This window comes from Isoptericola sp. NPDC056605 (genome assembly GCF_042792795.1).
Classification (GTDB): Bacteria; Actinomycetota; Actinomycetes; order Actinomycetales; family Cellulomonadaceae; genus Isoptericola.
In genome coordinates this window covers 57,834-82,130 of record NZ_JBHTVT010000011.1, presented here as the reverse complement: position 1 = coordinate 82,130, position 24,297 = coordinate 57,834, and the positions used below count along the sequence as shown (strand labels likewise).

General features: G+C 75.1%; 23 protein-coding genes. 13 read left to right on the top strand and 10 right to left on the bottom strand.

What is annotated here, in order from left to right:
- Positions 1-73: 73 nt before the first annotated feature.
- Genes ACFQ8Y_RS12885 through ACFQ8Y_RS12860 form a run of 6 tightly spaced genes read right to left on the bottom strand, consistent with a single transcriptional unit; the run spans position 74 to position 7,934 of the window.
- Positions 74-772, bottom strand: a complete 699-nt coding sequence (locus ACFQ8Y_RS12885; RefSeq protein ID WP_430585687.1) for a response regulator — start codon at positions 770-772, stop codon at positions 74-76.
- Positions 769-3,309 carry an ATP-binding protein gene (locus ACFQ8Y_RS12880; protein ID WP_430585686.1) on the bottom strand — a complete coding sequence of 847 codons (2,541 nt, stop codon included), beginning with the start codon at positions 3,307-3,309 and terminating at the stop codon, positions 769-771. Before ACFQ8Y_RS12880 ends, ACFQ8Y_RS12885 begins: the two co-directional genes overlap by 4 nt.
- Before the next feature lie 2 nt (positions 3,310-3,311).
- On the bottom strand, positions 3,312-3,938 hold the full coding sequence (gene kdpC / locus ACFQ8Y_RS12875) for a K(+)-transporting ATPase subunit C (RefSeq protein WP_430585685.1): 627 nt from the start codon (positions 3,936-3,938) through the stop codon (positions 3,312-3,314).
- Positions 3,939-3,970: 32 nt separating this feature from the next.
- Positions 3,971-6,169, bottom strand: coding sequence for a potassium-transporting ATPase subunit KdpB (gene kdpB / locus ACFQ8Y_RS12870; RefSeq protein WP_430585684.1), 2,199 nt, complete (start codon positions 6,167-6,169; stop codon positions 3,971-3,973).
- A 2-nt stretch (positions 6,170-6,171) separates the two neighbouring features.
- Positions 6,172-7,845 (bottom strand): potassium-transporting ATPase subunit KdpA, encoded by a 1,674-nt coding sequence (gene kdpA / locus ACFQ8Y_RS12865; protein ID WP_430550881.1) that lies wholly within the window; start codon positions 7,843-7,845, stop codon positions 6,172-6,174.
- Entirely contained in the window at positions 7,845-7,934 is a 90-nt protein-coding gene (locus ACFQ8Y_RS12860; protein ID WP_430550882.1) for a potassium-transporting ATPase subunit F, read from the bottom strand. The genes kdpA and ACFQ8Y_RS12860 overlap by 1 nt, the downstream gene beginning before the upstream one ends.
- A 305-nt stretch (positions 7,935-8,239) precedes the next feature.
- On the opposite strand from ACFQ8Y_RS12860, the gene ACFQ8Y_RS12855 reads away from it, so the two are divergent.
- Entirely contained in the window at positions 8,240-8,983 is a 744-nt protein-coding gene (locus ACFQ8Y_RS12855; RefSeq protein ID WP_430585683.1) for a class I SAM-dependent methyltransferase, read from the top strand.
- A gap of 52 nt (positions 8,984-9,035) precedes the next feature.
- Here the strand turns inward: ACFQ8Y_RS12855 and ACFQ8Y_RS12850 are convergent, their stop codons facing one another.
- Complete coding sequence (locus tag ACFQ8Y_RS12850; RefSeq protein WP_430550884.1) at positions 9,036-9,572, bottom strand: DUF4822 domain-containing protein; 537 nt, start codon at positions 9,570-9,572, stop codon at positions 9,036-9,038.
- A gap of 171 nt (positions 9,573-9,743) precedes the next feature.
- On the opposite strand from ACFQ8Y_RS12850, the gene ACFQ8Y_RS12845 reads away from it, so the two are divergent.
- Positions 9,744-10,478 (top strand): hypothetical protein, encoded by a 735-nt coding sequence (locus ACFQ8Y_RS12845; protein WP_430585682.1) that lies wholly within the window; start codon positions 9,744-9,746, stop codon positions 10,476-10,478.
- Between the two features lie 19 nt (positions 10,479-10,497).
- Here ACFQ8Y_RS12845 and ACFQ8Y_RS12840 read toward each other — a convergent pair whose 3' ends face one another.
- Complete coding sequence (locus tag ACFQ8Y_RS12840) at positions 10,498-12,210, bottom strand: carboxyltransferase domain-containing protein (protein WP_430585681.1); 1,713 nt, start codon at positions 12,208-12,210, stop codon at positions 10,498-10,500.
- Complete coding sequence (locus tag ACFQ8Y_RS12835; protein ID WP_430585680.1) at positions 12,211-12,987, bottom strand: LamB/YcsF family protein; 777 nt, start codon at positions 12,985-12,987, stop codon at positions 12,211-12,213.
- 305 nt (positions 12,988-13,292) lie between these two features.
- Between ACFQ8Y_RS12835 and ACFQ8Y_RS12830 the strand changes: the two genes are divergently transcribed.
- The 5 genes from ACFQ8Y_RS12830 (at position 13,293) to ACFQ8Y_RS12810 (ending at position 18,996) form a co-directional block, all read left to right on the top strand.
- Positions 13,293-15,389, top strand: a complete 2,097-nt coding sequence (locus tag ACFQ8Y_RS12830) for a PASTA domain-containing protein (RefSeq protein WP_430585679.1) — start codon at positions 13,293-13,295, stop codon at positions 15,387-15,389.
- A complete protein-coding gene (locus ACFQ8Y_RS12825) occupies positions 15,386-15,955 on the top strand; it encodes an aminoacyl-tRNA deacylase (protein WP_430550889.1) in 570 nt (189 codons plus the stop codon). Before ACFQ8Y_RS12830 ends, ACFQ8Y_RS12825 begins: the two co-directional genes overlap by 4 nt.
- A gap of 121 nt (positions 15,956-16,076) precedes the next feature.
- Positions 16,077-16,445, top strand: a complete 369-nt coding sequence (locus ACFQ8Y_RS12820) for an STAS domain-containing protein (RefSeq protein ID WP_430550890.1) — start codon at positions 16,077-16,079, stop codon at positions 16,443-16,445.
- 4 nt (positions 16,446-16,449) lie between these two features.
- Positions 16,450-17,670: a DNA glycosylase AlkZ-like family protein gene (locus ACFQ8Y_RS12815; RefSeq protein WP_430585678.1), complete on the top strand. Its 1,221-nt coding sequence runs from the start codon at positions 16,450-16,452 to the stop codon at positions 17,668-17,670.
- A 48-nt stretch (positions 17,671-17,718) separates the two neighbouring features.
- Positions 17,719-18,996 (top strand): FAD-binding protein, encoded by a 1,278-nt coding sequence (locus tag ACFQ8Y_RS12810; protein WP_430562551.1) that lies wholly within the window; start codon positions 17,719-17,721, stop codon positions 18,994-18,996.
- A gap of 13 nt (positions 18,997-19,009) precedes the next feature.
- Here ACFQ8Y_RS12810 and ACFQ8Y_RS12805 read toward each other — a convergent pair whose 3' ends face one another.
- Positions 19,010-19,435, bottom strand: a complete 426-nt coding sequence (locus tag ACFQ8Y_RS12805; RefSeq protein ID WP_430550893.1) for a hypothetical protein — start codon at positions 19,433-19,435, stop codon at positions 19,010-19,012.
- A gap of 100 nt (positions 19,436-19,535) precedes the next feature.
- Between ACFQ8Y_RS12805 and ACFQ8Y_RS12800 the strand changes: the two genes are divergently transcribed.
- From ACFQ8Y_RS12800 to ACFQ8Y_RS12775, 6 genes are read left to right on the top strand one after another with little or no spacing between them, the layout of a single operon-like run.
- Entirely contained in the window at positions 19,536-19,838 is a 303-nt protein-coding gene (locus tag ACFQ8Y_RS12800) for an urease subunit gamma (protein ID WP_430550894.1), read from the top strand.
- Positions 19,835-20,377 (top strand): urease subunit beta, encoded by a 543-nt coding sequence (gene ureB / locus ACFQ8Y_RS12795; RefSeq protein ID WP_430585677.1) that lies wholly within the window; start codon positions 19,835-19,837, stop codon positions 20,375-20,377. The genes ACFQ8Y_RS12800 and ureB overlap by 4 nt, the downstream gene beginning before the upstream one ends.
- Positions 20,374-22,083, top strand: coding sequence for an urease subunit alpha (locus tag ACFQ8Y_RS12790; RefSeq protein WP_430585676.1), 1,710 nt, complete (start codon positions 20,374-20,376; stop codon positions 22,081-22,083). The genes ureB and ACFQ8Y_RS12790 overlap by 4 nt, the downstream gene beginning before the upstream one ends.
- Entirely contained in the window at positions 22,084-22,791 is a 708-nt protein-coding gene (locus tag ACFQ8Y_RS12785; RefSeq protein ID WP_430585675.1) for an urease accessory protein UreF, read from the top strand. It begins immediately after the preceding gene.
- Entirely contained in the window at positions 22,784-23,509 is a 726-nt protein-coding gene (ureG, locus tag ACFQ8Y_RS12780; protein WP_430550898.1) for an urease accessory protein UreG, read from the top strand. Before ACFQ8Y_RS12785 ends, ureG begins: the two co-directional genes overlap by 8 nt.
- A complete protein-coding gene (locus ACFQ8Y_RS12775; RefSeq protein WP_430585674.1) occupies positions 23,506-24,288 on the top strand; it encodes an urease accessory protein UreD in 783 nt (260 codons plus the stop codon). Before ureG ends, ACFQ8Y_RS12775 begins: the two co-directional genes overlap by 4 nt.
- Positions 24,289-24,297: the final 9 nt, after the last annotated feature.

Genomic DNA, 24,297 nt, shown 5'->3' with positions numbered 1-24,297 from the left:
GCCTCCGGTCTACTGCGGCTCGGGCCCGCGGGACCCGGACCTCACGGAACGCATACGGGGACGGGGCCGATCCTCACGACCGTCCGCCGTCCGGGTCGAAGCGGTACCCCATGCCCGCCTCGGTGACGAGGTAGCGCGGCGCGGTGGGGTCGGGCTCGAGCTTCTTGCGCAGCTGCGCGACGTACAGGCGGAGGTAGCCGGTGTCGGTCACGTGCTCGGACCCCCAGATCTCGGTGAGGAGGGTCTGGCGGGTGACCAGCTTGCCGGGGTTGCGCACCAGGCGCTCGAGCATCTGCCACTCGGTGGGCGTGAGGCGCACGTGCTCCGACCGCCCCTCGCGGTCGCGCGTGACGCTGTGCGCGGAGAGGTCCACGGTGACGTCGCCGAACCGCACCACGGGGTCGGAGTCCTCGTGCGCCACGCGCCGGGTGAGGGCGCGGATCCGGGCCAGGAGCTCCTCGATCGAGAACGGCTTCGTCACGTAGTCGTCCGCGCCGGCGTCGAGCGCCTCGACCTTGTCGGCCGCGCCCGTGCGCCCGGACACCACGAGGATCGGGGCGTCCGACCAGCCGCGGACGGCGTGGATGACGTCGATGCCCTCCAGCTCCGGCATGCCCAGGTCGATCATGAAGACGTCCGGCCGGTGGTCGATGGCGCGGGCGATGGCCTGCGTCCCGGTGGTCGCCGTGACGATCTCGTACCCCTGCGCGGTGAGCGTGATCCGCAGGGCGCGCAGGATCTGGGGGTCGTCGTCGGCGATGAGGATCTTCACGGGGCGCTCGCCTCCGGCTGGTCGGGCTGGTCGGGCTGGTCGGGGTCCTCGGGGTGGTGCGTCGTCCCCGCGGCGGGGAGCGCGACGACCATGGTGAGGCCGCCGCCGGGGGTGTCCTCCGGGGTGAGCGTGCCGCCCATGCCCTCGACGAACCCCTTGGACAGCGCGAGGCCGAGCCCCAGGCCGGTCGTGTTGTCCGTGTCGCCGAGCCGTTGGAAGGGCACGAACACGTCCTCGCGCCGGTCGGCGGGGATGCCGGGGCCGTGGTCGACCACCCGGATCTCGACGGTGCCGGCGAACGTGCTGGTGGAGACGCGCACGCGCCGCCCGGCGGGCGAGTGCCGCAGCGCGTTGGCCAGCAGGTTCACCAGCACGCGCTGGAGCAGCACGGGGTCCGCGGCGACGCTCGGCGCGGTGAGGTCGAGGTCCAGCTCCACCTCGCCGGGGCCGACGCCGAGCTCGTCGAGCGCGGGCAGCACCACGTCGGCGGTCTCGACGGGCGCCGTCGAGACGGCGAGGACGCCCGCCTCCAGGCGGCTCACGTCGAGCAGGTCGGTGATGAGGGTGGCCAGGGCCGTCAGGCTCTCGTCGGCCGTCTCCAGCAGCTCGTCCCGGTCCGCCTCGCTCAGGGCGCCGCGGGCGGAGCGCAGCCCGCTCACGGCGGCGGCCGCGGAGCTGAGCGGGCGGCGCAGGTCGTGGCTCAGCGCGGACAGCAGGGCGCTGCGCACGCGGTCGGACTCGGCGAGCTGGTCCACCTCGCTCGCCACCTCGGCCAGGTCGCTGCGCTCCAGCGCGGCCTGGAGCTGGACCGCGATGACGTGCAGCAGGCGGCGCTCGGAGGCCGCGAGGTCGCCGCCCGACAGCTCGAGGACGGCGCGGTCGCCGACGTCGATGGTGGTGCGCGGGCCCGCCGGGTCGTCCTCGCCGTCCGCGGCCAGCACCGTGCCGCCGGCGACGAGCCGCGCCCCGGTGAGGCCGAACGCCTCCCGCGCCCGGCTCACCAGCGCCTGGACGGCGTCCTGCCCGCGCAGCACGCTGCCGGCGACCGTCGCCAGCACCTCCGACTCGGCCGCGGCCCGGTGGGCGGCGCGCGTCGTGCGGGCGGCGCGGTCCACGACGACGCTCACCAGTACGGCCGTGACGACGTACAGGACGAGCGCGACCACGTGCAGCGGCTCGCCCACGGTGATGGTGTGGATCGGCTCCACGAAGAAGTAGTCGAGCGTGATGCCGGACAGGATCGCGGCGTACACCGCGGGCCCCGCGCCGCCGACCAGCGCCACCACGACGACGAGCAGCTGGTAGGCGAGGACGTCCGAGACGATGGACTCCGCGCTGCGGAGCGTCACCAGGCCCCACGTCAGCAGCGGCCCGCCGAGGATCGCGAGCAGGAAGCCCGCCAGGCGACGCTTCGCCGACAGCGCGCCGCCCATCCGGGGCAGGCGGGCGCGCCCTCCGGCGGCGGCGTGGTTGACGATGTGGACGTCGATGTTGCCGGCCTCGCGCGTCACGGTCGCGCCGATGCCGGGCCTGCTCAGCGCCGCGGCGACCCGGCCGCGGCGGGAGACGCCGATGACGAGCTGGGTCGCGTTGACGCCGCGCGCGAACTCCACGAGCGCCGTCGGGACGTCGTCGCCCACCACCTGGTGGTACGTGCCACCGAGCTCCTCGACCAGCATCCGCTGCCGCGCGAGCGCGCCGGGGGTCGCGCCGCGCAGCCCGTCCTGGCTCGTGACGTGGACGGCGAGCAGGTCGCCGCCGGCCGACCGCGCCGCGATCCGCGCCCCGCGCCGCAGCAGCGTCTCGCCCTCGGGGCCGCCGGTGAGCGTCACGACGACGCGCTCCCGGGCCTCCCAGGTGGAGTCGATCCCGTGCTCGGTGCGGTAGTGCTGCAGCGCCGCGTCGACCTCGTCGGCCAGCCACAGCAGCGCGAGCTCGCGCAGCGCGGTGAGGTTGCCGAGGCGGAAGTAGTTCGACAGCGCCGCGTCCACCCGCTCGGCCGGGTAGACGACGCCGGACGAGAGCCGGTCGCGCAGCGCCTGCGGGGCGAGGTCCACGACCTCGATCTGGTCGGCGGCGCGCAGCACGGCGTCGGGGATGGTCTCCTGCTGCGCCACCCCGGTGATCTTCTGGACGACGTCGTTGAGCGACTCGATGTGCTGGATGTTGACGGTCGAGAGGACGTCGATGCCGGCGTCGAGCAGGGCGTCGACGTCCTCCCACCGCTTCGCGTGCCGCAGGCCGGGGGCGTTGGTGTGCGCCAGCTCGTCGACCAGCGCGACCTCCGGCCGCCGCGCGAGGACGGCGTCGAGGTCCAGGTCGGTGAGCTCGACGCCGCGGTGCACGACCGTCGCGCGCGGCACGACGTCCAGCCCCCGCGCCATCGCGGCCGTCGCGGCGCGCCCGTGCGTCTCCACGAGCGCGACCACGACGTCCCTGCCGTCGTCGCGCAGCCGCTTGCCCTCCTCGAGCATGGCGTAGGTCTTCCCCACGCCCGGCGCCGCGCCGAGGAGGACGCGCAACCGTCCGCGACCCATGCTCACCTCCCGAGCTCGGCCGTGCGCTCGTCGAGGGCCACGTTGAGCTCCAGCACGTCGACCACGGGCTCCCCGAGGTATCCCAGGGCGCGACCCTCAGTGTGCCTCGCCACGAGGGCCGTGACCTCCTTTTCCGGCAGGTCGCGGGCGGCGGCGACCCGCGCGACCTGGAGGTCGGCGTACTCCGGGCTGATGTGCGGGTCCAGCCCGGACCCGGACGCGGTGACGGCGTCGGCCGGGACGTCGGCCGGGTCCACGCCCTCGAGCGCGGCCACGGCCGACCGCCGTTCCTCGATCGCGGCGACCAGGTCGGGGTTCTCGGGGCCGAGGTTCGACCCGGACGACGCGGCGCCGTCCCAGCCGTCGCCCGCGGCCGAGGGCCGTGGCTGGAAGTACTGCGGCAGGGGCTCGCCGTCGGCGTCGGCGAAGCCCTGGCCGATCAGCGCGGACCCGACGACGGTGCCGTCGCCGTCGCGCACGAGCGAGCCGTCGGCCTGCGCCGGCAGCACGAGCTGCCCGACGCCGGTGATCGCCGCCGTGTAGCCGACGCCGAGCAGCAGCGTGAGGGCGATCATCGCCCGGACCGCGACCCCGAGGGTGCGGCCGGTGCTGCGGGTGGTGGCGTTCATGGGTGCCTCTTCTTCTTCCTGCTCGGTCCTGCTCAGAATCCCGGGACGAGGCGCACGACGAGGTCGATGAGCCAGATGCCGACGAACGGCGCGACGATGCCGCCGAGCCCGAAGACCAGGAGGTTGCGCCCGAGGGTCTTCGACGCGTCCATGGGCCGGTACCGCACGCCCCGCAGCGACAGCGGGATGAGTAGCACGATGACGAGCGCGTTGAACACGATGGCCGACACGACGGCGGACGACGGCGAGCTGAGGCCCATGACGTTGAGCGCCTCGAGCCCGGGGAACACGCCCATGAACATCGCGGGGATGATCGCGAAGTACTTGGCGATGTCGTTCGCGATGGAGAAGGTCGTCAGCGCGCCGCGGGTGATGAGCAGCTGCTTGCCGATCCGGACCACGTCGATGAGCTTGGTGGGGTCGGAGTCGAGGTCGACCATGTTGCCGGCCTCCTTCGCGGCCGACGTGCCCGAGTTCATCGCGACGCCCACGTCGGCCTGCGCGAGCGCGGGGGCGTCGTTGGTGCCGTCCCCGGTCATCGCGACGAGGCTGCCGCCCTCCTGCTCGCGCCGGATGAGCTCCAGCTTGTCCTCGGGCGTCGCCTCGGCGAGGTAGTCGTCCACGCCGGCCTCGGCGGCGATGGCCGCGGCGGTCAGCGGGTTGTCGCCGGTGACCATCACGGTGCGGATGCCCATCGCGCGCAGCTCGGCGAAGCGGTCGGCGATGCCCTCCTTGACGACGTCCTTGAGGTGCACGACGCCGAGCACGCGCCCGGCCCCGTCCGGCGCCCGGACCGCGACGACCAGCGGCGTGCCGCCGGACCGCGCGACCCGCTCCACCGCGTCCTCCACCTCCGCGACGACCGGCGCGGAGGGAGCGCCGCCGTCGGCCAGCCACGCCATGACCGCGCTGCCGGCGCCCTTGCGGATCTGCGTGCCGTCGGGCTCGTCGAGGCCGGACATCCGGGTCTGCGCGGTGAACGGCACGACCTCGCCGGGCACCGCGGTGCTCTCGTGGCCGCTGCCCACGTCCACCCCGGCCTTGACGGCGAGCGCGACGATCGACGCGCCCTCCGGGGTGGGGTCCGCGAGGGACGAGAGGGCGGCGGCGCGCACCAGGTCGCGGGCGTCGACGCCGGCCAGCGGCAGGAACTCGCTCGCCTGCCGGTTGCCGTAGGTGATGGTGCCGGTCTTGTCGAGGAGCAGGGTCGTGACGTCGCCGGCGGCCTCGACGGCGCGGCCGGACATCGCGAGCACGTTGCGCTGCACGAGGCGGTCCATCCCGGCGATGCCGATGGCGGACAGCAGCGCGCCGATCGTCGTCGGGATCAGGCACACCAGCAGCGCCACGAGCACCGCCACGCTCACGGGGCTCGCCGCGTACGACGCGATGGGGTTCAGGGTGAGCGCCACGACGACGAACACGATCGACAGCGACGCGAGCAGGATGCTCAGCGCGACCTCGTTCGGCGTCTTCTGCCGGCTGGCGCCCTCGACGAGCGCGATCATCCGGTCGACGAACGTCTCGCCGGGCTTCGAGGTGATGCGCACGACGATCCGGTCGGACAGCACCCGCGTGCCGCCGGTGACGGCGGACCGGTCGCCGCCGGACTCGCGGATCACGGGCGCGGACTCGCCGGTGATGGCGGACTCGTCCACGGACGCGATGCCGTGCACGATCTCGCCGTCGCCCGGCACCAGGTCGCCCGCGGAGACCACGACGACGTCGCCGAGGTCCAGGTCGGCCGACGACACGTCGTCGAGCGCGGCGCGCAGGGCGTCCGGGTCGGCGGCGGTGTCGTACCCGGCGACGCGGTGCGCGACGGTCGCCGTCCGGGTCTGGCGGAGCGTGTCCGCCTGGGCCTTGCCGCGGCCCTCCGCGACCGACTCGGCGAGGTTCGCGAACACCACGGTGAGCCAGAGGAACAGCGCGATCACCGCGGTGAAGGAGCCGGGGACGACGGTGCCGCCCGAGGTCACGGGCCCGCCGAGGAACGGCTCGACGACGGCGAGCACGGTGGTCAGCGCGGCGCCGACCCACACGACGAACATCACGGGGTTGCGCCACATCCGGCGCGGGTCGAGCTTGCGGAACGCGCCCGGCAGGGCGTCGCGTACCTGGGACCAGGAGAAGACCCCGCCCGGCGTGCGGGAGGTCGTCGAGGACGAGGGATCGGGTGACGACGGGGAGTCGGTCACGGTGGTGAGGGGAGTGGTCAGTGGGGTGGACATGGTCAGACGAGCCCTTCCGCCAGGGGACCCAGCGCGAGAACGGGGAAGTAGGTGAGCGCGGTGAGGACGACGACGACCCCGACGAGCAGCCCGACGAACAGCGGGCGGTGCGTGGGCAGCGTCCCCGCGGTGGCGGGCACCTTGTCCTGCCGGGCCAGCGACCCGGCAAGGGCGAGCACGAGCACGATCGGCACGAAGCGCCCGAGCAGGATCGCGACGCCGAGCGCCGTGTTCAGCCACGGCGTGTTCGCCGTCAGGCCGGCGAAGGCCGAGCCGTTGTTGTTGGCGGCCGAGGTGAACGCGTACAGGACCTCGGACATGCCGTGCACGCCCGGGTTCCAGATCGACGTCGAGGTGACGCTCTCGCGCAGCGGCGGGATCGCGAAGCTCAGCGCGGTGCCCGCCAGCACGAGCGTGGGCGTGACGAGGATGTAGAGGCTCGCGAGCTTGATCTCGCGGGGCCCGATCTTCTTGCCCAGGTACTCGGGCGTGCGGCCCACCAGCAGCCCCGCCACGAAGACCGCGATGACGGCCAGCACGAGCATGCCGTAGAGCCCCGACCCGACGCCGCCGGGCGCGACCTCGCCGAGCATCATGTTGAGCATCGGGACCATGCCGCCCAGCGCGGTGAACGAGTCGTGCATCGCGTTGACGGCGCCGGTCGACGTCGTCGTGCTGGTCGTCGCGAAGAGCGTGGTCCCGACGATGCCGAACCGCGCCTCCTTGCCCTCCATCGCGCCGCCGGCGAGCTGCGGGGCGGTGCCGTTCCCGGCCGACTCGAGCGCCGTCAGCGCGGCGAACGAGGCCACGAAGATCACGCCCATCGCCGCGAGGATCGCGTACCCCTGCCGGAGGTCGCCCACCATCCGCCCGAACGTGCGGGGCAGCGAGAACGGGATCGCCAGCATGAGGAGGACCTCGACGAGGTTCGTCCACGCCGTCGGGTTCTCGAACGGGTGCGCCGAGTTCGCGTTGAAGAACCCGCCGCCGTTGGTGCCGAGCAGCTTGATGGCCTCCTGGGAGGCGACCGGGCCGCCCGGGATGCTCTGGGCCCCGCCGGCGACGGTCGTCACGTCGGTGAAGCCGGCGAAGTTCTGCACGACGCCGCCGACGATCAGCACCACCGCGCCCACCACCGAGATCGGCAGCAGGATGCGCAGGCAGCCTCGGACCAGGTCCACCCAGAAGTTGCCGATCGTGCCCGTGCGGCGGTGGGCGAACCCGCGCACCAGCGCCACGGCCACGGCCATGCCGACCGCCGCGGAGACGAAGTTCTGCACCGCCAGCCCGGCGAGCTGCACGGTGTACCCCAGCGTCTGCTCGGGGGAGTACGACTGCCAGTTCGTGTTCCCCACGAACGACGCGGCCGTGTTGAACGAGAGGTCCGGGGACGGCGCCGGCAGCCCCAGCGAGTACGGCAGCCACTGCTGCGTGCGCTGGAGCGCGTAGACGATCAGCAGCCCGACGACGGAGAACGCCAGCACGCCGCGCGCGTACGCCTGCCAGGTCTGGCCGGACCGCGGGTCGACGCCCAGGACTCTGTAGAGGCCCCGCTCGACGCGCCAGTCGCGGGGGGTGGTGTACACGGTCGCCATGTAGTCCCCGAAGGACCGGTGGACGGCGGCCAGGACGAGGGCGACGGTCCCGAGCGCGAGGACCGCCCCGACCCAGCCCATCAGAACCTCTCCGGCTTCACGAGGGCCACCACGAGGTAGACCAGCGCGGCCACGCCGAGCGCCGCGGCGAGGAGCTCGACGACGATCACAGCTTCTCCACCGCCTTCGCGATCCCGGCCACCAGCGCGAACAGGGCGATCACGCCCAGCACGTAGACGACGTCAAGCACCAGCACGTCCCCACTTCGAGTTCGACGGCCGGCCTCCGGAAGGGGGTCGTGCCGGGCGCCCGTCCCGGGTGCCGACGTCGATGCAACACCCGCCGGAGGCGCCTGAGGCCCGTCCTCACGGGATCCATACGGCGCCCGGGCGCACCCTGACGGAAGCCCTACGGGCGAGGGCGCCGCCGCGGAAAAACGGGGCCGCGCGCCGGTCGGCCGTGGCAGGGTGCGCGCATGGACTCCGTCGACGACGACACCCGGGCCGCGTGGGCCATCGCCTCGCGCAAGTACACCGACGAGTACGACGACCACCTCGAGCTGGCGCGCACGGTCGAGCTGCTGCCCGTGGAGGTCGCCGTGCTGGGGGAGATCGTCCCCGGGGCCGACGTCGTGCACCCGATGAGCGGCAACGGCCTGGACGACGTGGCCCTCGCGCGCCTCGGGGCGCGGTCGGTGCACGGGCTGGACTACAGCCCGGCGCCGGTGGCGAGCGCGCAGCGCCGGGCCGACGAGCTGGGCCTGCCCTGCCGCTACACGCGCGCGACGCTCCCCGACAGCGGGCTCGACGACGGGTGCGCGGACCTCGTCTACACCGGCAAGGGCGCGCTCATCTGGGTCGCGGACCTGCCGGCGTTCCTCGCCGAGGTGCGCCGGCTGCTGCGGCCGGGCGGGTGGTTCTTCGTGTACGAGGCCCACCCGCTGGTGCCGCTGTGGGCATGGGACGAGGACGAGGCCCGGGTGCGCCCGGACCGGGGGTACTTCGAGGCGTCGCACGTCAACGACACGTTCCCCGGCCACGGCGCGGTGGAGCGGCAGCGCACGCTCGCCGAGACCGTCATGGACTGCCTCCGCGCGGGGTTCGAGATCGAGCACCTCGAGGAGCACCCCGAGCCCTTCTGGCGCCCCGACGGCATCGACGCCGCCGCCTGGGACGGCCGGGTCCCGAACGCGTTCAGCCTGCTCGCGCGGAGGCCGTGAGCACGACGCCGCGCCCGCCCCCCTGGTGGGGAGCGGGCGCGGCGGGGGCGGTTCAGGAGGCCGCCGGCTCCTCGTGGTCGGTCGGGGTGTGGACGATGTCGTAGTAGACGTCCGCGTTCCCCTCCTCGGGGAACACCCGGTAGGTGAACTCCTCGTCGGTCAGGGTGACGATGTCGGAGTCGCGCTCGAACTGCACCTCGCCGGCGTCGTCCTTCGCGACGATGTGGCGGGTCGTGCCCTCCTCGTCGACGGTCCAGTCGCCCTGCATCTTCGGGCTGTCGTCCAGGTTGTACATCGTGAACGTGCCGTCGGCGTCGAAGTAGGCCCAGCCCACGAAGGTGCTGACGTTCTCGTCGTCGAGGGCGACGTCCTCGCCGTCGGCGTCGGTCGCGCCGGTGGTCTCCCACGCGGTCGACGCGAGCACGTCCGACGGCGTCTGCGCCTCGTCCGCCGTCGCGGCCTCGTCCGCCGCGACGGTGCCGGAGCCCGCCGCGTCGGCCTCGCCGGTGCTGCAGGCGGTGAGGGCACCCAGCGCGATCAGCGCCGAGAGGGCGATCGTGGCGGGCTTCGTCGACTTCGTGAGCTTCATGGGGGCTGTCCTTCTCTCGTGGCCGGGGCCGTGGTGCGCGTCCCGGGAGGTCGGTGCGTCGGATCCATCGTGGTTCCGGCCGCCGGCCGCCCACATCGCCTGGCGGGCTCGACGGAGATCAGCCGAACGGATGAGGCGGGAGCGCTCCGCCGGTCTGCCAGGATGTCGCCCGTGGTGAGCCATGTGGCGCGGTACCGGGCCGGGGAGCAGGACGACGTGTGGCGCGACCTGCGGGCCCTGGGCCTCCGGGTCTTCGACGAGCCGCACCGCGAGGACGCGCTCGCCGTGGCGCGCGAGATGGCGCTGCGCGCGCGTCGCAACGTCGAGGTGCTGGTGGAGCGGCTGGAGGCGGACGGGTTCGCCGCCGCCTGCAACGACGACGACGCGACGCCCCGCCCTGCGCACGTGCCCCCGGGGCCCGACGCGGAGGCCCTGGCGGCCTGGATGGAGGAGGAGCTCGCGCCGTTCCCGATGACGGTCGCGGCCTGGGTGCGGCACGTCGGCGACGTGTGGCTCGTCGGGGACCACCCGCAGTGGCCGGAGAGCGTGCTGGCCGACCCGCTCGTCGTCGAGCTGGAGCACTCCACCCATGGCGGTGGCGCGCGCGGGTACTACGCGCAGGAGTGGAGCCGGTGGCGCGCCGACCCCGACCCGGTGCAGGCCTTCCAGGTCGACTTCGCCCCCGACGCGCTCCACAAGGCGAACATCAGCGGTGACGGGCCCTACGGGATCCTGCTGCCCGGCGAGGGCGTCGACGGCCGCGTGGGGCCGGCCCTCTGGTTCGTGGACGACCTCAACACCGCCTTCGCCGCCGGCGGCTTCCCGGAGGAGCTGCGCGACGAGGGCTACGTCGACCCGCCCGCCGGGCTCCGCGAGACGCTCACCCGGGACCTCCTGCGGCTCTGAGGCCCGCAGCCGCGGGACCTCACCGGCGCGGGCGCGCAGGCACGAACCGCAGCAGCGCGCCCGGCGGCAGCTGGCCCAGCAGCCACAGGTGGGTCGACGCCACGGCCGCGATCACGGGGTAGCCGCCCGTGAGCGGGTGGTCGACGCCGAACAGCACCGGCAGGCCGTCCGGCGGCACCTGCAGCGCGCCCGTCACGCAGCCCTCGCTGGGCAGCTCGCGGGCCCGCGCGTCGGCCGTCCGGGTCAGGGGCGCGCCGTCCAGCCGGAGGCCCACCCGGTCCGAGCGGTCGGTCACCCGCCACTCCTGGTCGAGCAGCGTGGCGTGGTCCGCGAACCAGTCGTCGTGCGGGCCCCGCACGACGGGGAGCGTCGTGACCTCGCCCGGCGCGGGCAGCGTCGCCGGTTCCGGCGCCCCGACGTCGTCCACCGCCACCGCCGGGATCCCGTGCGCGGGCGTCCGGCCCCGCCCGACACCGACACCCGGGCCGGAGGCGCGCCCACCGCGCAGAGGCGTGCCCGGGGCGAGGGGGGAGGGGCCCAGGTGGGCGAGGGTGTCGGTGGCGCGCGAGCCGAGCACGGGCCACGCGTCGATCCCGCCGCGGACGGCGACGTACGTGCGGTGACCGCGGGCGGGGGCGCCCAGCGCGAGCTCGTCGCCGTCGCGCAGGCGGAACGCCCGCGCCAGGGGCGCGCGGCGGGCGTCGTCCGGGTGGTCGCCGCGGTGCACGACGGCGCCCGCGTCCGCCCCGGCGAGCGCGACGACGACGTCGGCGCGGGCACGCAGCCGCAGCCCGCCGCCCACGGCCTCGACGGCGGGCGCCCCGGCCGGGTTGCCCACCGCGCGGTTCGCGGCGCGCAGGCTGCGCGGGTCGGCCGCGCCCGACGCGGACACGCCGAGGTGCGCCAGCCCCGGGCGGCCGAGGTCCTGCACCAGCGCCAGCAGCCCCGGCGTCACGACCTCCAGCGCCGTGGCCGACGTCGGCGCGGCGGCCCCGGGTCGCGTCGGCGGTCCGGGCCGCCGCGCCGGGCCGGAGCTGCCCCCCTGGACCGGCCCGGCGCCCCGGACCGACTCGCGCACGGCGACGAACCGGACGCGGTCGCCGGGAGCCCACGGGGTGGGCGGGTCGCGGTCGGGGTCCCAGGTGACGACGTCCGTGCGCCCGACGAGCTGCCACCCGCCCGGGCTCGCGCGCGGGTAGACGCCCGAGTACGGGCCGGCGAGCGCCACGGAGCCGGCGGGCACCCGGGTGCGCGGCGACTCGCGCCGCGGCACGACGAGCCCGGCGTCGTCCCCGGTCAGATAGGCGAACCCCGGGGCGAAGCCGACGAACCCCACGACCCACGACGCCCCCGTGTGCCGCCGCACCACCTCTTCCGGGGCGCACCCGAGCAGCCGTGCGACGTCGGCCAGGTCCTCGCCGTCGTACACCGTGGGGATCTCGACGAGCCGCCCGCCGGCCGTCGTCCCGGCCCCGTCCCCGGCCGGGCGACCGGCCGCGGACGCCCGCGCGCGCAGCTCGTCCGCGAGGCGTGCCGCGGGCAGCCGCCACGGGTCGAACGGGACCAGCAGCGTGCGCGCGCCGGGCACGGGTTGCCCGACGCCGGCGACGGGGTCGTCGCGCAGCGACGCGTCCAGCGCGAGCGCGTGCGCGAGGCCGTCCACCTCGACGAGCAGGGCGTCGTCGCGCACGGGCAGGACACGCACGGGCAGGACGCGCGCCGGCCCGCTCACTCAGGCTCCCGTCGTCGCCGGGGCGAACGGGGCGAGGGTGACGCCCGCGTCGTCGAACACCGCGCGGACCCGCCGCGCCATCGCGACCGCGCCCGGGGTGTCGCCGTGCACGCACACGGAGTCCGCGGGCACCCGCACCACGCTGCCGTCGACGGCCTCGACCACGCCCTCGGTGACGAGCCGCAGCATCCGCCGGGCCACGACGTCCGGGTCGTGCAGGACGGCGCCCGGCTCGCCGCGGGGCACCAGCGTGCCGGCGGGCGTGTAGGCGCGGTCGGCGAACGCCTCCGCGGCGGTGGACAGGCCCGCGGCCTCGGCCGCGGCGAGGGAGAGCGTGCCCGGCAGCCCGAGCAGCACGAGGGCCGGGTCGACGGCGGCGACGGCGGCGGCGACGTCGTCCGCCACCCGCCGGTCCACGGCCGCTCGGTGGTACAGCGCGCCGTGCGGCTTCACGTAGGTGACGCGGGTGCCCTCGGCGGCGGCCAGGGCCTGCAGCGCGCCGATCTGGTAGACGACGTCGGCCCGCAGCTCGGCCGACGGGACGTCGATGTCGCGTCGTCCGAAGCCCGCGAGGTCGCGGTACCCGACGTGCGCCCCGACGGCCACGCCGCGGACGGCGGCCAGTGCGACCGTGCGCCGGATCGTGGCCGGGTCGCCGGCGTGGAAGCCGCACGCCACGTTGGCCGACGACACGACGTCGAGCATCGCCTCGTCGTCGCCCAGGGTCCAGCGGCCGAAGCCCTCGCCGAGGTCGCTGTTGAGGTCGACGGTGGTCATGCGTCCAGTCTGCCGCGCGGCATCTCCGCGGGCGGGGCCGTATCACCGCGCCGGACGGTTGCTCCGGTCATGGTGTGCGGATGAGCGGTGCGTGAACTCTTGTCGCAGGGGTGGCAGGAGCGTGGAGCGTGACGCACAGTAAAGGGACGGTCCTGTCGCCCGTGTCACACGACGACCCCGGGGTGTGACAGGATCCGAGCGCTGAGCAGTGCCGATGGGGGAGGTTCGTCGTCGTGAGGTCTCCGAGGGACACCGGACGGGGCGTGCGTGTCGGCAGGTTGCTCGCAACGGCGACGGCGACGTGCGTGCTCGCGACGGGGTTCCTCGCGGCCCCCGTGGCCGGCCTCCCGTGGAACGACGGCCGCCTCCAGACCCTCGCCGCCGACCAGCACACCCCCGACGTCGGGGCCGGCAGCCCGGTGGGCGAGGGCGTCTCCGTGGGTGTGGTCGGGACGCCGACGTCGACCGGCCCGGCCACGCTCCAGGAGGTGCTGGGCGTCCTCGAGCGTGCGGAGCTCGCCAGCCAGGACGCGGGCCGGAGGGTGACGCCCGCCGTGGACCAGGCCGCCGCCGAGCTCGGCATGCTGCTCAGCACGTACCTCGCGCAGCAGGCCGCCAGGTCGTCCGACCGCCCGTTCGCGGCCGCGGACGTCGAGACGCCCTCGCCGGTGCTCCCGGCCCCAGCCACCGAGCCGGACGCGACCGAGCCGGACGCGACCGAGCCGGAGGCGGTGGCCGTCGCACGCCAGGTCGCGATCGACCCCGCCGACGAGCCCTCCCCCCTGGCCACGGGGGAGCAGCCGGACGCCGAGCAGCCGGACGCCGAGCAGCCGGACGGGAAGCCGGCCGACGAGAGCGCGCACGACGGCGACAAGGTGACGTTCGACGACCTCGTCGTCGCCGCCACCCGCCTGGCGACGCTGCTGGACCCGGCGACCACGACGCTCGAGGCGGGCATCCTGCCGGCGGGGGCGGACGGCACGGTCGCCGCGCGCGCCACGCTGACGGCGAGCCTGCTCGAGGTCGTCGACCGCTACGGCCGGAGCACGGCGGGCTACGCCAACGGGCGCATCCCGACGTCGGCGCTGTGCCCGCTCGACTTCGCTCCCGGACACATGCTGCGCTGCGACGCCGCCGAGCAGCTCTCCGCGCTCAGCAAGGAGTACGAGAAGGAGTTCGGGGTGCCCATCCCGATGACCGACTCGTACCGCTCGCTGGAGCTCCAGATCCGCGTCAAGGCCACCAAGGGCTGGCTCGCGGCGACGCCGGGCACGTCGAACCACGGCTGGGGCCTCGCCGCCGACCTGGGCTACCCGATCTCCACCTTCACGTCCGCCGAGCACGCGTGGATGCGCGTGCACGCCCCGGACTACGGCTGGGACAACCCGTCGTGGGCGCGCCTCACGGGCTCGAAGCCCGAGCCGTGGCACTTCGAGTTCTTCGCCGCCGGCCCCGTGCCCGACCGGGCGTGGGAGTCCGACGACGTCGCGACCGGCGGCGGCCCGTCCCCCGCCGAGCGCGCGGACAAGGGCGCCGCGTCCGGCAAGGGCTCGAAGGCAGGGTCCACGGGCGGCTCGAAGGACGCGAAGGACACGTCCAAGGACAGGTCCAAGGACAAGGACAAGGCTGCCGACGAGCCAGGGAAGTCGTCCGGCACCGACCCGAAGGGCTCGGGCAAGGACAAGGGGTCCGACGACGGCGAGGGCTCCGGCAAGGGCGACGGCGGGTCGGGCTCCGGGTCGGAGACACCCGCGAAGGTGAGCGTGCCGAACCTCGCCGGCGAGACGCTCGCCACGGCCGAGAAGAAGCTCAAGGCGCTCGGGCTCAAGGTGACGACGAAGGAGAAGCCGGACCCGAAGGCGCCCGAGGGCACGGTCGTCGAGACGCGGGGCGCGGGCACGAAGGTGTCGAAGGGCTCGACCGTCACTCTCGTGGTCTCGAGCGGCCCGCCGGCACCGGCCACGGTGAAGGTCCCGGACGTCACCGGGTGGACCGTCGCCGACGCGCGGGCGAAGCTCAAGGGCCTCGGGTTCGTGGTGGCCCTGGACCCGGCGGACGGTGTCGAGGACGGCGACCTGGTGGTCGCCACGAAGGGAGCGGGCAGCGCGGTGCCGAAGGGCTCGACCGTCGTCCTGTCCTGGGGCGACGCGGAGTCCGTCCCGGACGTCGCCGGGAAGTCGGTCGCCGACGCGCGGGCGGAGCTCGAGGCGCTCGGGTTCGACGTGAGCACCGACCCCGTGGAAGGTGTCGCGGACGACGACGTGGTCGCGAAGACCGTGGGCGCGGGGACGGTGGCGCTGACGGGCTCGACCGTCACGCTCGTGGTCACCGTCGACGGCTCCTCGAAGGACCCGGACGCCGAGGACACCGAGGAGTCCGCGGACGCGACGGACGCCGGGTGACGGTCGGGGGGCCCGCCGAGCCGCCCACCGAGACCCCCGGAGAGCGGCGGACGCGCGAGGCGCTGGAGGCGTCGGGGATCGCGTTCGACATCGTCCGGCACGGCCCGGTGCGCTCGCTCGCGGAGGCCGCGGCCGCGCGCGGCGTCACGCCGGCGCAGGTGGTGAAGACGATCGTCGTGCGCCGCGGGGACGGCGACTTCCTGTTCGTGCTGGTGCCGGGCGACCGCACCATCGCGTGGCCGCGGCTGCGGTCGCTGCTCGGGGTGTCGCGGCTGTCGATGCCGGACAAGGAGGTGGCGCGCGACGTCACCGGGTACGAGCGCGGCACCATCACGCCGTTCGGCTCGCTCACGGCCTGGCCGGTGGTCGCGGACTCGCGCATCCCGGAGGCGGGGCCGGTGTCGGTCGGGGGCGGTGGGCACGGGGTCTCCGCGACGGTCGACGGCGGTGAGCTGGTGCACGTCCTCGACGCCCGGGTCGCGGACGTCACCGACCTGGACGACCCTGGACCGGCGGGCCCCGCCCGCGCGGCGCCGGCCGGACCGGCGTCGACCCGCCAGGATTGAAAGGATGCTGGACGAATCCGCCTGACGGGGGAACACTCGACGCGGGCCGTTCGCTGTACAGAGAGGACGCAGACGGCGTCCCCAGGCCGCACGGCCCCACGCACGGGAGCATCACGACCACATGGACATCGACAGCAGCAGCGATCCGGGCCCGAGCTCGGGGATCGCGTCCCGTACCACCGACCAGGCGACGGTCCTCACCCTGTGGGGCGAGGTCGACGCGGCGCTGCGCGAGGCGGCGAGCGACGCCATGGCGGCGCTGGCGGCGCGGGGCAGCGCGCACCCCATCGTGCTGGACACCCGGGACGTCACGTTCATCGACTCGTCCGGGGTCGCGTTCATCCTGCAGGTGTACATGCTGGGCCAGGAGACCGGCACGTCCGTGAGCCTGTACCAACCGTCCGAGGCGGTCGCGGAGGTGCTGGACATGGTCGGCATGGGCGGCCGCATCCCCCTCGCGGAGGCGGCGCCCGCCGGCCGGGCCGGCTGAGCGGGTGGCCGCCCAGCTCGACAGCGGCGTCGACGAGAGCACCGTCCGGGCCGCGCGCCTCGCCGCCACCGGTCTGCGCGAGCAGCGCCTGCCCGACGCGCCCGCCGTCGTGGACGCGCTCCTCGCGGTGCAGGGGCAGGAGCTGCAGCCCGCGCTGTGGGGCCTCTCGCGGCGGGTGACGCCGTCCGCGCGCCCCGGCCGCGCCGCCCTCAACGCGGCGCTCGCCGACGGCGAGCTGCTGCGCACCCACCTGCTGCGCCCCACCTGGCACCTGGTGCGGCCGCGCGACGCGCGGTGGCTGCTCGAGCTCAGCGCGCCGCGCGTCGAGAGGCTGATGGCGTCGACCGAGCGGTCGTGGGACCTCGGCGACCTGGGCCCTGGCACGGACGCGGTCGCCGCCGCGGTCGCGGACGGGCCGCGCACGCGCGCGCAGATCAAGGCCGAGCTGGTCGCCCGTGGCGTGCTCGACCCCGACGCGCCCGGCCTCGCGTTCACCCAGATGCTCATGCACGCGGAGCTGCAGCGCCTCGTGATCAGCGGGCCGCCGCCCGTCGGCAAGGAGCTGCAGCACCAGTCGTACGCGACCTTCGACGACCGCGTGCCCGCCGGCTACGGCCCGCTGGGCGAGCGGTTCGACGCCGAGGCGGCCGTCGTCGAGCTGTGGCGCCGCTACCTGCCCGGCCGCGGCTTCGCGACCCTCAACGACCTGCGGCTGTGGGCCGACGTCACCGTCCGCGACCTCGCGCCGGCGCTCGCGGCGCTGACGGACGCGGGGGAGGTGGTCCAGGTGGCGGGCACGGGCGACCTCGACGGCCTGACCCTCGTCGCGACGGCCGCCACCGCCGCCCGGTGGGCCGGCGGGGCGCCCCCGGCCGACCAGGGGGCCGACCCGGGGGCCGACCAGGGGGCCGACCCGGGGGCCGACCCGGGGGCCGACCGGGCGGCCGAGGACGGTCCGGTCGCCGACCTGCTGCAGGCCTACGACGAGCTGCTGATGTCGTACCGCGAGACCCGGCACGTCGTGCTCGACCCGGCCCTGCCGCCGCAGGACCGCGCCGGGGCGTACGTGCACTCGGCGGCGGTGGACGGCGTCGTCGCCGGGCGCTGGCGCTGGCCGGCGGGCGTCGGGCAGCGCGTCGACGTGCAGTGGCTGCGCGACCCGGCCCCGGCCGAGCGGGCCGCGCTGGACGCCGCCGTCGCGGACCTCGACGCGTACCTGGACTGAACCTGGACCGGGCCGCCGCGCGCGCCGTCCGGATGGCAGGGTGGTGCCGTGCATCTCAACTGGGCCGGCAACCTCACGTACTCCGCACGCTCCGTCGTGCGCCCCGCGTCGCTGGAGGAGCTCGCCGACGTGCTCACCGCCGGCGGACCGGTGCGCGCGCTGGGGTCGCGCCACTCGTTCAACGACGTCGCCGACACGGACGGCGTGCACGTCCAGGTGGACGGTCTCGACGACGGCCGCCCCGCGGTGGAGCCGCTGACCGGTGACGACGGGGCCGAGGGCGACGTCGTGTCCGTGAACGCGGGCCTGCGCTACGGCGAGGTGTCCCGCGCCCTGCACGCCACCGGACGCGCGCTGGGGAACCTGGCGTCCCTGCCGCACATCTCGGTGGCGGGTGCGGTCGCCACGGCCACGCACGGCTCCGGCGACACGAACCAGAGCCTCGCGAGCGCGGTCGAGGGCCTGGAGATCATGACGCCGGGCGGCGAGCTGCGGCGCATCACGCGCGCGAGCGACCCCGACGTCTTCCCCGGCACGGTCGTGTCGCTCGGGGCGCTGGGCGTCGTGACGCGCGTCGAGCTGCGGACGGTCCCGGCATACCTGGTGCGGCAGGACGTCGCGGCGGAGGTCCCGTGGGACACGTTCGTCGCGAGCTTCGACGCGATCACGTCCGCCGCGTACTCGGTGAGCGCCTTCACCAGCTGGGACGAGCCGGCCGTCCGCCACGTGTGGTTCAAGTCCGTGGCCCGCGCCGACCGGCCCGAGGTGCGCGGGCTCGCCCCCGACTTCCTGCGCTGGTCGGACGTGCCGGTGCACCCGCTGCCGGGCGTGGACCCGTCGGCGTGCACCGAGCAGCTCGGCGTGGACGGGCCGTGGCACGAGCGGCTGAGCCACTTCCGGCTGGAGTTCACCCCGTCGGCCGGCGACGAGGTGCAGTCGGAGTACCTGCTGCCGCGCCGCAACGCGGCCGCCGCGATCGAGGCGATGCGCCGCCTCGGCCCGACGGTGGCGCCGCTGCTGCAGACCAGCGAGATCCGCACCGTCGCCGCCGACGACCTGTGGCTCAGCCCGTTCGACGAGCCCTCGGTGGGCTTCCACTTCACGTGGCTGCCGCGCGAGGACGAGGTGCGGGCCGTGCTGCCCGCCGTCGAGCAGGCGCTGGTGCCGCTGGGGGCCCGGCCGCACTGGGGCAAGGTCAGCACGCTCGACGCGCCGACGACGACGGCGATGTTCCCCCGGTTCGACGACTTCCGGCGCCTCGCCGCGCGGTTCGACCCCGAGGGCCGCCTGCACGGCGGGCTGGTGGGCCGCCTGCTCGCGTCCTGACCTGCCCGGCAGGTCAGTCGTCGTCGCGGTTCTCGCGGACCTTCTCCACGCCCTCCTTGAGGAGGAAGAGCGGCAGGACGAAGGCCGCGAGCATGCCCGCCAGCCACACGATGACCGGGCCGATGATCCAGCCGGCGACGCCGCCGACGTCGAGCCCGTCGGTGAAGACCACCGCCACGATGAGGGCGACGAACGTCGAGAGCAGGCCGACGCCGCCGACGAGCGCGGGGGCGTTGTTCCGGGCTGCCTTGGTGAGGAACGGGGAGATGATCGCCTGCGCCACGGCGAAGATGACGATGGCGAGGATGAAGCCGAGCGGCTCCGACCAGTTGATGGAGAACGTCTGCAGGTCGAAGGCGGCGAAGATCCCTGCGGCGACGAGCACCCCTACCGTCGCCGCCAGCAGAAACACGGCCGTGCGGAGCAGGAACCTGATCATCTTCGGAGCATATGGAGACGCTGGCCACACGGCACCTCGGGGGTTTGCCGGGGGGTATACCGAACGTGTAAGAGAGGAGAGAACTCCAGAGAGGTGATTGATGCAGCTGTTGCCGTCCGACACGGAAAAGCTCCTGCTGAGCGTCGCGGGCATGGTGGCCCGTGACCGCCGAGAGCGAGGGGTCCTCCTCAACCATCCGGAGGCCGTGTCGTTGTTGTCCTGCTGGGTGATCGAGCGCGCGCGGGAGGGCGCACGGGTCGCCGACCTGATGAACGACGGCCGCACCGTGCTCGGCCGCCACGAGGTGATGGACGGGATCCCGGAGATGATCCCCAACCTCCAGGTCGAGGCCACCTTCCCCGACGGGCGCAAGCTCGTGACGATCACGGAGCCGATCCAGTGATCCCCGGCGAGATCCGCACCCGCCCCGAGCCGCTCGAGCTGAACGCGGGCCGCGAGCGCCAGAGCGTCGTGATCCTCAACGGCGGCGACCGCCCCGTCCAGATCGGCTCCCACCTGCACCTGCCCGACGCGAACCCGGCGCTGCGCTTCGACCGTGAGGCCACCCGCGGGTTCCGCCTCGACGTGCCCGCGGGCACGTCGGTCCGGCTGGAGCCGGGCGTGAGCCGCACGGTGCACCTCGTCGCCCTCGGTGGCCGGCGCTTCGTGCCCGGCCTGCAGATCCGCGACCTGTCGCGCGAGCCGGAGTCCGTCGAGCGCGAGCCGCGACCGGTGGTGCCGTTCGGCACGCCCGGCGTGGACGTCCCGGAGCCGCAGAACGCGTCGGCCACGCCGATGCGCGTGGGCGAGGTCGAGGCGCACGACGGCGACCCGGCCGACGTCGAGCCCACCGATCCTGAGTCCAGCCCCCCCACCCACCCGACGAACGGCCCGACGAACGGCCCGACGAACGGCCCGACGACCACGGAGGAGGACCGGTGACCCAGATCGACCGGCGCGCGTACGCGCAGCTGTACGGCCCGACGACGGGCGACCAGGTGCGCCTCGCGGACACGGACCTGTGGATCGAGGTCGAGCAGGACCTCACCGCGGGCGGCGACGAGGCGACGTTCGGCGGCGGCAAGACCATCCGCGAGTCCATGGGCCAGGGCGTCACGCTGCGCTCCGAGGGCGCGCCGGACCTGGTGATCACCAACGTCCTGATCCTCGACCACTGGGGCATCGTGCGGGCCGACGTCGGCGTGCGCGACGGCCGCATCGTGGCGATCGGCAAGGCCGGCAACCCCGACGTCATGGACGGCGTGCACCCCGACCTGCGGATCGGGCCGAGCACGGACGTGATCGCGGGCGAGGGCAAGATCCTCACCGCCGGCGCCGTCGACACGCACGTGCACTTCCTCAGCGAGATCGAGATGCGCGAGGCGCTCGTCACCGGCACGACGACGGTGGTGGGCGGCGGCACCGGCCCGACGGAGGGGTCCAAGGCCACCACGGTGACGCCGGGCGCCCGGTCGCTCGCGATGATGCACCGCGCCCTGGACGACCTGCCGCTCAACGTGCTGCTGTTCGGCAAGGGCAGCACCGTCTCGCAGGACGCGCTGGCCGAGGAGGCCCTCGCGGGCGCCGGCGGCTACAAGGTGCACGAGGACTGGGGAGCCACCCCGGCGGCGATCGACGCGGCGCTGCGCGCGGCGGACGAGTTCGGCCTCCAGGTGGCGCTGCACGCCGACAGCCTCAACGAGACCGGGTACGTGCAGCACACGCTGGAGGCGATCGGCGGGCGCGGCATCCACGTCTTCCACGCCGAGGGCGCGGGCGGCGGGCACGCGCCCGACATCATCGTCACGGCGGGGGAGCGCAACATCCTGCCGGCGTCGACCAACCCGACGCTCCCGTTCACCGTGAACACGGTGGACGAGCACCTCGACATGCTGCTGGTGGTGCACCACCTCAACCCGCGCGTGCCGGAGGACCTCGCCTTCGCCGAGTCGCGGATCCGCGCGTCGACGATGGCGGCCGAGGACGTCCTGCAGGACATGGGCGCCCTGTCGATCACGTCGACGGACGCGCAGGCCATGGGCCGCATCGGCGAGCTGATCTGCCGCACCTGGCAGGTGGCGCACGTGATGAAGAACCGGTTCGGCACGCTCGGCTCCAGCCTGCCGGCGGACAACGAGCGAGCCCGCCGGTACGTCGCGAAGTACACGATCTGCCCGGCCGTGGCGCACGGCATCGACCACGAGGTCGGCTCCGTCGAGGCGGGCAAGCTGGCCGACCTGGTGCTGTGGGACCCGGCGTTCTTCGGCATCCGCCCGGCCGCCGTCATCAAGGGCGGCGCGGTCGTCGCGGCACCCCTCGGCGACCCGAACGGCGCGGTGCCCGCGCCGCAGCCGGTCTTCATGCGGCCCGCGCTCGCGGCGCAGGCGTCGTCGGCGCCCGGCCTGTCCGTGACCTTCGTGGCGCAGGCCGCGCTCGACGACGGGCTGGAGGAGCGGCTGGGGCTGCGGCGCCGGCTGGAGGCGATCCGCCCGACGCGCGACGTCACCAAGCTCGACATGCCGAACAACACGGCGCTGCCGCGCATCGACGTCGACCCGGAGACGTTCGCCATCAGCATCGACGGGGAGCCCGTGCGGGCCCAGCCCGTGGACGTGGTGCCGCTGGCCCAGCGGTACTCGATGTTCTAGATGGCGAGCAGCTTGACCAGCACCGCTGCTCCCGCCGGGGCGGCCGGCCTCGGCGCGCTGCTGCTCGCCGACGGCCGGCTCCCGGTGGGCGGCCTCGTGTACTCGGCGGGCCTCGAGCCCGGCCTCGCGGACGGCATGACGCAGGCCGACGTGCCCCGGTACCTGCGCGCCCGGCTGCGCACGGTCGGGCTCGTGGACGCCGCCGCGTCGGTGCTCGCGCACCGTGCCGCGACGTCGGACGCCGGGTTCGGGCTCGACGACGTCCAGGAGGCGCTCGCGGCCCGCACGCCGAGCGCGCCCCTGCGCGACGTGCAGGGCGTGCTCGGCCGCGGCCTGGCGCGCCTCGGCGAGCGGCTCCGTCCGGACCACCCGGCCACCGTCGCGCTGCGCGCGCTGGGCCGGGCGCCGCTGCGGCCCGTCGCGCTCGGGTGCGTGGCCGCCGCACTCGGCGTCGACGCGGAGGCGACCGCACGGGCGAGCCTCTACGACGACGCGCAGGCCGTGGCGTCCGCGGCGCTCAAGCTCGAGCCCGGCGACCCGGCGGACGCGGCGGCCTGGGTGCTCGCCGCCGAGCCGGACGTCGCCGCCCTGGTGCGCGCCGCCGTCGCCGTCCCGCACCCCGACGACCTTCCCGCGACCACCGCCCCCCAGGCGGAGGGCTGGTCGCTCACCCATCAGCACAGAACCAGGAGAATCTTCGTTGCCTGAGAACCACACCCCCACCCACGACCACGCCGCACCCGCCCGGGCGCTGCGCCTCGGCGTCGCCGGCCCGGTCGGCGTCGGCAAGTCCACGATCCTCGCCACGCTGTGCCGCGAGCTCGCGGACGAGCTGAGCATGGCCGTCGTCACCAACGACATCTACACGGACGAGGACGCGCGCTACCTGCGGTCCGCCGGCGTGCTGCCGGTCGAGCGGATCCACGCCGTCGAGACCGGCGCGTGCCCGCACACCGCCATCCGCGACGACGTCACGCCCAACCTGCTGGCGGTCGAGGACCTCGAGGAGCGGTTCGCGCCGCTCGACCTCGTCGTCGTGGAGAGCGGCGGCGACAACCTCACCGCGACCTTCAGCCCGGCGCTGGTGGACGCGCAGATCTTCGTGCTCGACGTCGCGGGCGGCGGCGACGTGGCCCGCAAGGGCGGCCCCGGCATCGAGCGCGCGGACCTGCTGGTCGTCAACAAGACCGACCTCGCCCCGTACGTCGGCGTGGACGCGGAGCAGATGGTCGCGGACGCGACGTCGGCCCGCGACGGCCGCCCGGTGCTCGCGCTGAGCCAGCGCGACCCGGAGTCCGTGACGCGCCTGGGCGACTGGGCCCGCGAGGTGCTGCGCAGCTTCCGCGCGGGCCGGCACGTGGCGCAGGACCCGGGCCCGATGGCGCCCCACACCCACGCCGACGGCACCACGCACGCGCACGCGTGACCGCGTCGACCGGCACCGACCGCGGCACGGCGCGTGATGCGGCGGAAGGCACGGCGGGCGCGGCGCGCGTGACCGTCGAGCTCGTGGACGGGCGCGCCCGCCTCGTCGAGCTCGTCGGCAGCGTGCACCTGCGCCCGCGGCCGGTGCTGGTCGACGGCCCGCTCGCGCGCGTCGCGCTGGTCGGCACGTTCGCCCTGCTGCTCGCGGGGGACGACGTGCGGGTCGAGCTGCGCGTGGGGGCGGGCGTCGTGCTCGAGCTCATCGAGCCGTCCGGCGTCGTCGCGTACGACGTGCGCGGCGGCGACGGCGCGTCCTGGGCCGTGCACGCGACGGTCGGCGAGGGCGGCGCGCTCGTGTGGAAGGGCGCGCCGTTCGTCGTGACGGCGGGGGCCGACGTCGAGCGCGGCACCGCCGTCGAGCTCGCCGCCGGCGCCCGGGCGCTCATCAGCGAGACGCTGGTGCTCGGCCGCGCGGACGAGCCCGGCGGAGGCCCGCTGCGGTCCCGGTTCCGGGCGCGGCTGGACGGCCGACCGCTGCTGGTCGAAGACCTCGACCTGCGCGACCCGTGGCTCGCCGCCTCGCCCGGCGTCGTCGGCGCGCACCGCGTCGTCGCCTCCGTCATGCTGCTCGGCACGCGGCCGGACGCCGCCGACGGGGAGGGCGAGACGCTCCTCGCCGGCCCGGGCGCGCTGGGGCGCGTGCTGGCGCCGCACGCGCACGAGGCGGACGCCGTCGTCGACGCGACGTGGGCGCGGTGGCGCCCGCTCGTCGCGGCCTGACACCGGGTA

Bases quoted from the DNA above. Each gene is read 5' to 3' on its own strand.
- ACFQ8Y_RS12880 (WP_430585686.1), bottom strand. From the start codon at position 3,309: ATGGGTCGCGGACGGTTGCGCGTCCTCCTCGGCGCGGCGCCGGGCGTG.
- kdpC (WP_430585685.1), bottom strand. From the start codon at position 3,938: ATGAACGCCACCACCCGCAGCACCGGCCGCACCCTCGGGGTCGCGGTC.
- kdpB (WP_430585684.1), bottom strand. From the start codon at position 6,169: ATGTCCACCCCACTGACCACTCCCCTCACCACCGTGACCGACTCCCCG.
- kdpA (WP_430550881.1), bottom strand. From the start codon at position 7,845: ATGGGCTGGGTCGGGGCGGTCCTCGCGCTCGGGACCGTCGCCCTCGTC.
- ACFQ8Y_RS12855 (WP_430585683.1), top strand. From the start codon at position 8,240: ATGGACTCCGTCGACGACGACACCCGGGCCGCGTGGGCCATCGCCTCG.
- ACFQ8Y_RS12850 (WP_430550884.1), bottom strand. From the start codon at position 9,572: ATGAAGCTCACGAAGTCGACGAAGCCCGCCACGATCGCCCTCTCGGCG.
- ACFQ8Y_RS12835 (WP_430585680.1), bottom strand. From the start codon at position 12,987: ATGACCACCGTCGACCTCAACAGCGACCTCGGCGAGGGCTTCGGCCGC.
- ACFQ8Y_RS12820 (WP_430550890.1), top strand. From the start codon at position 16,077: ATGGACATCGACAGCAGCAGCGATCCGGGCCCGAGCTCGGGGATCGCG.
- ACFQ8Y_RS12805 (WP_430550893.1), bottom strand. From the start codon at position 19,435: ATGATCAGGTTCCTGCTCCGCACGGCCGTGTTTCTGCTGGCGGCGACG.
- ACFQ8Y_RS12800 (WP_430550894.1), top strand. From the start codon at position 19,536: ATGCAGCTGTTGCCGTCCGACACGGAAAAGCTCCTGCTGAGCGTCGCG.
- ACFQ8Y_RS12785 (WP_430585675.1), top strand. From the start codon at position 22,084: ATGGCGAGCAGCTTGACCAGCACCGCTGCTCCCGCCGGGGCGGCCGGC.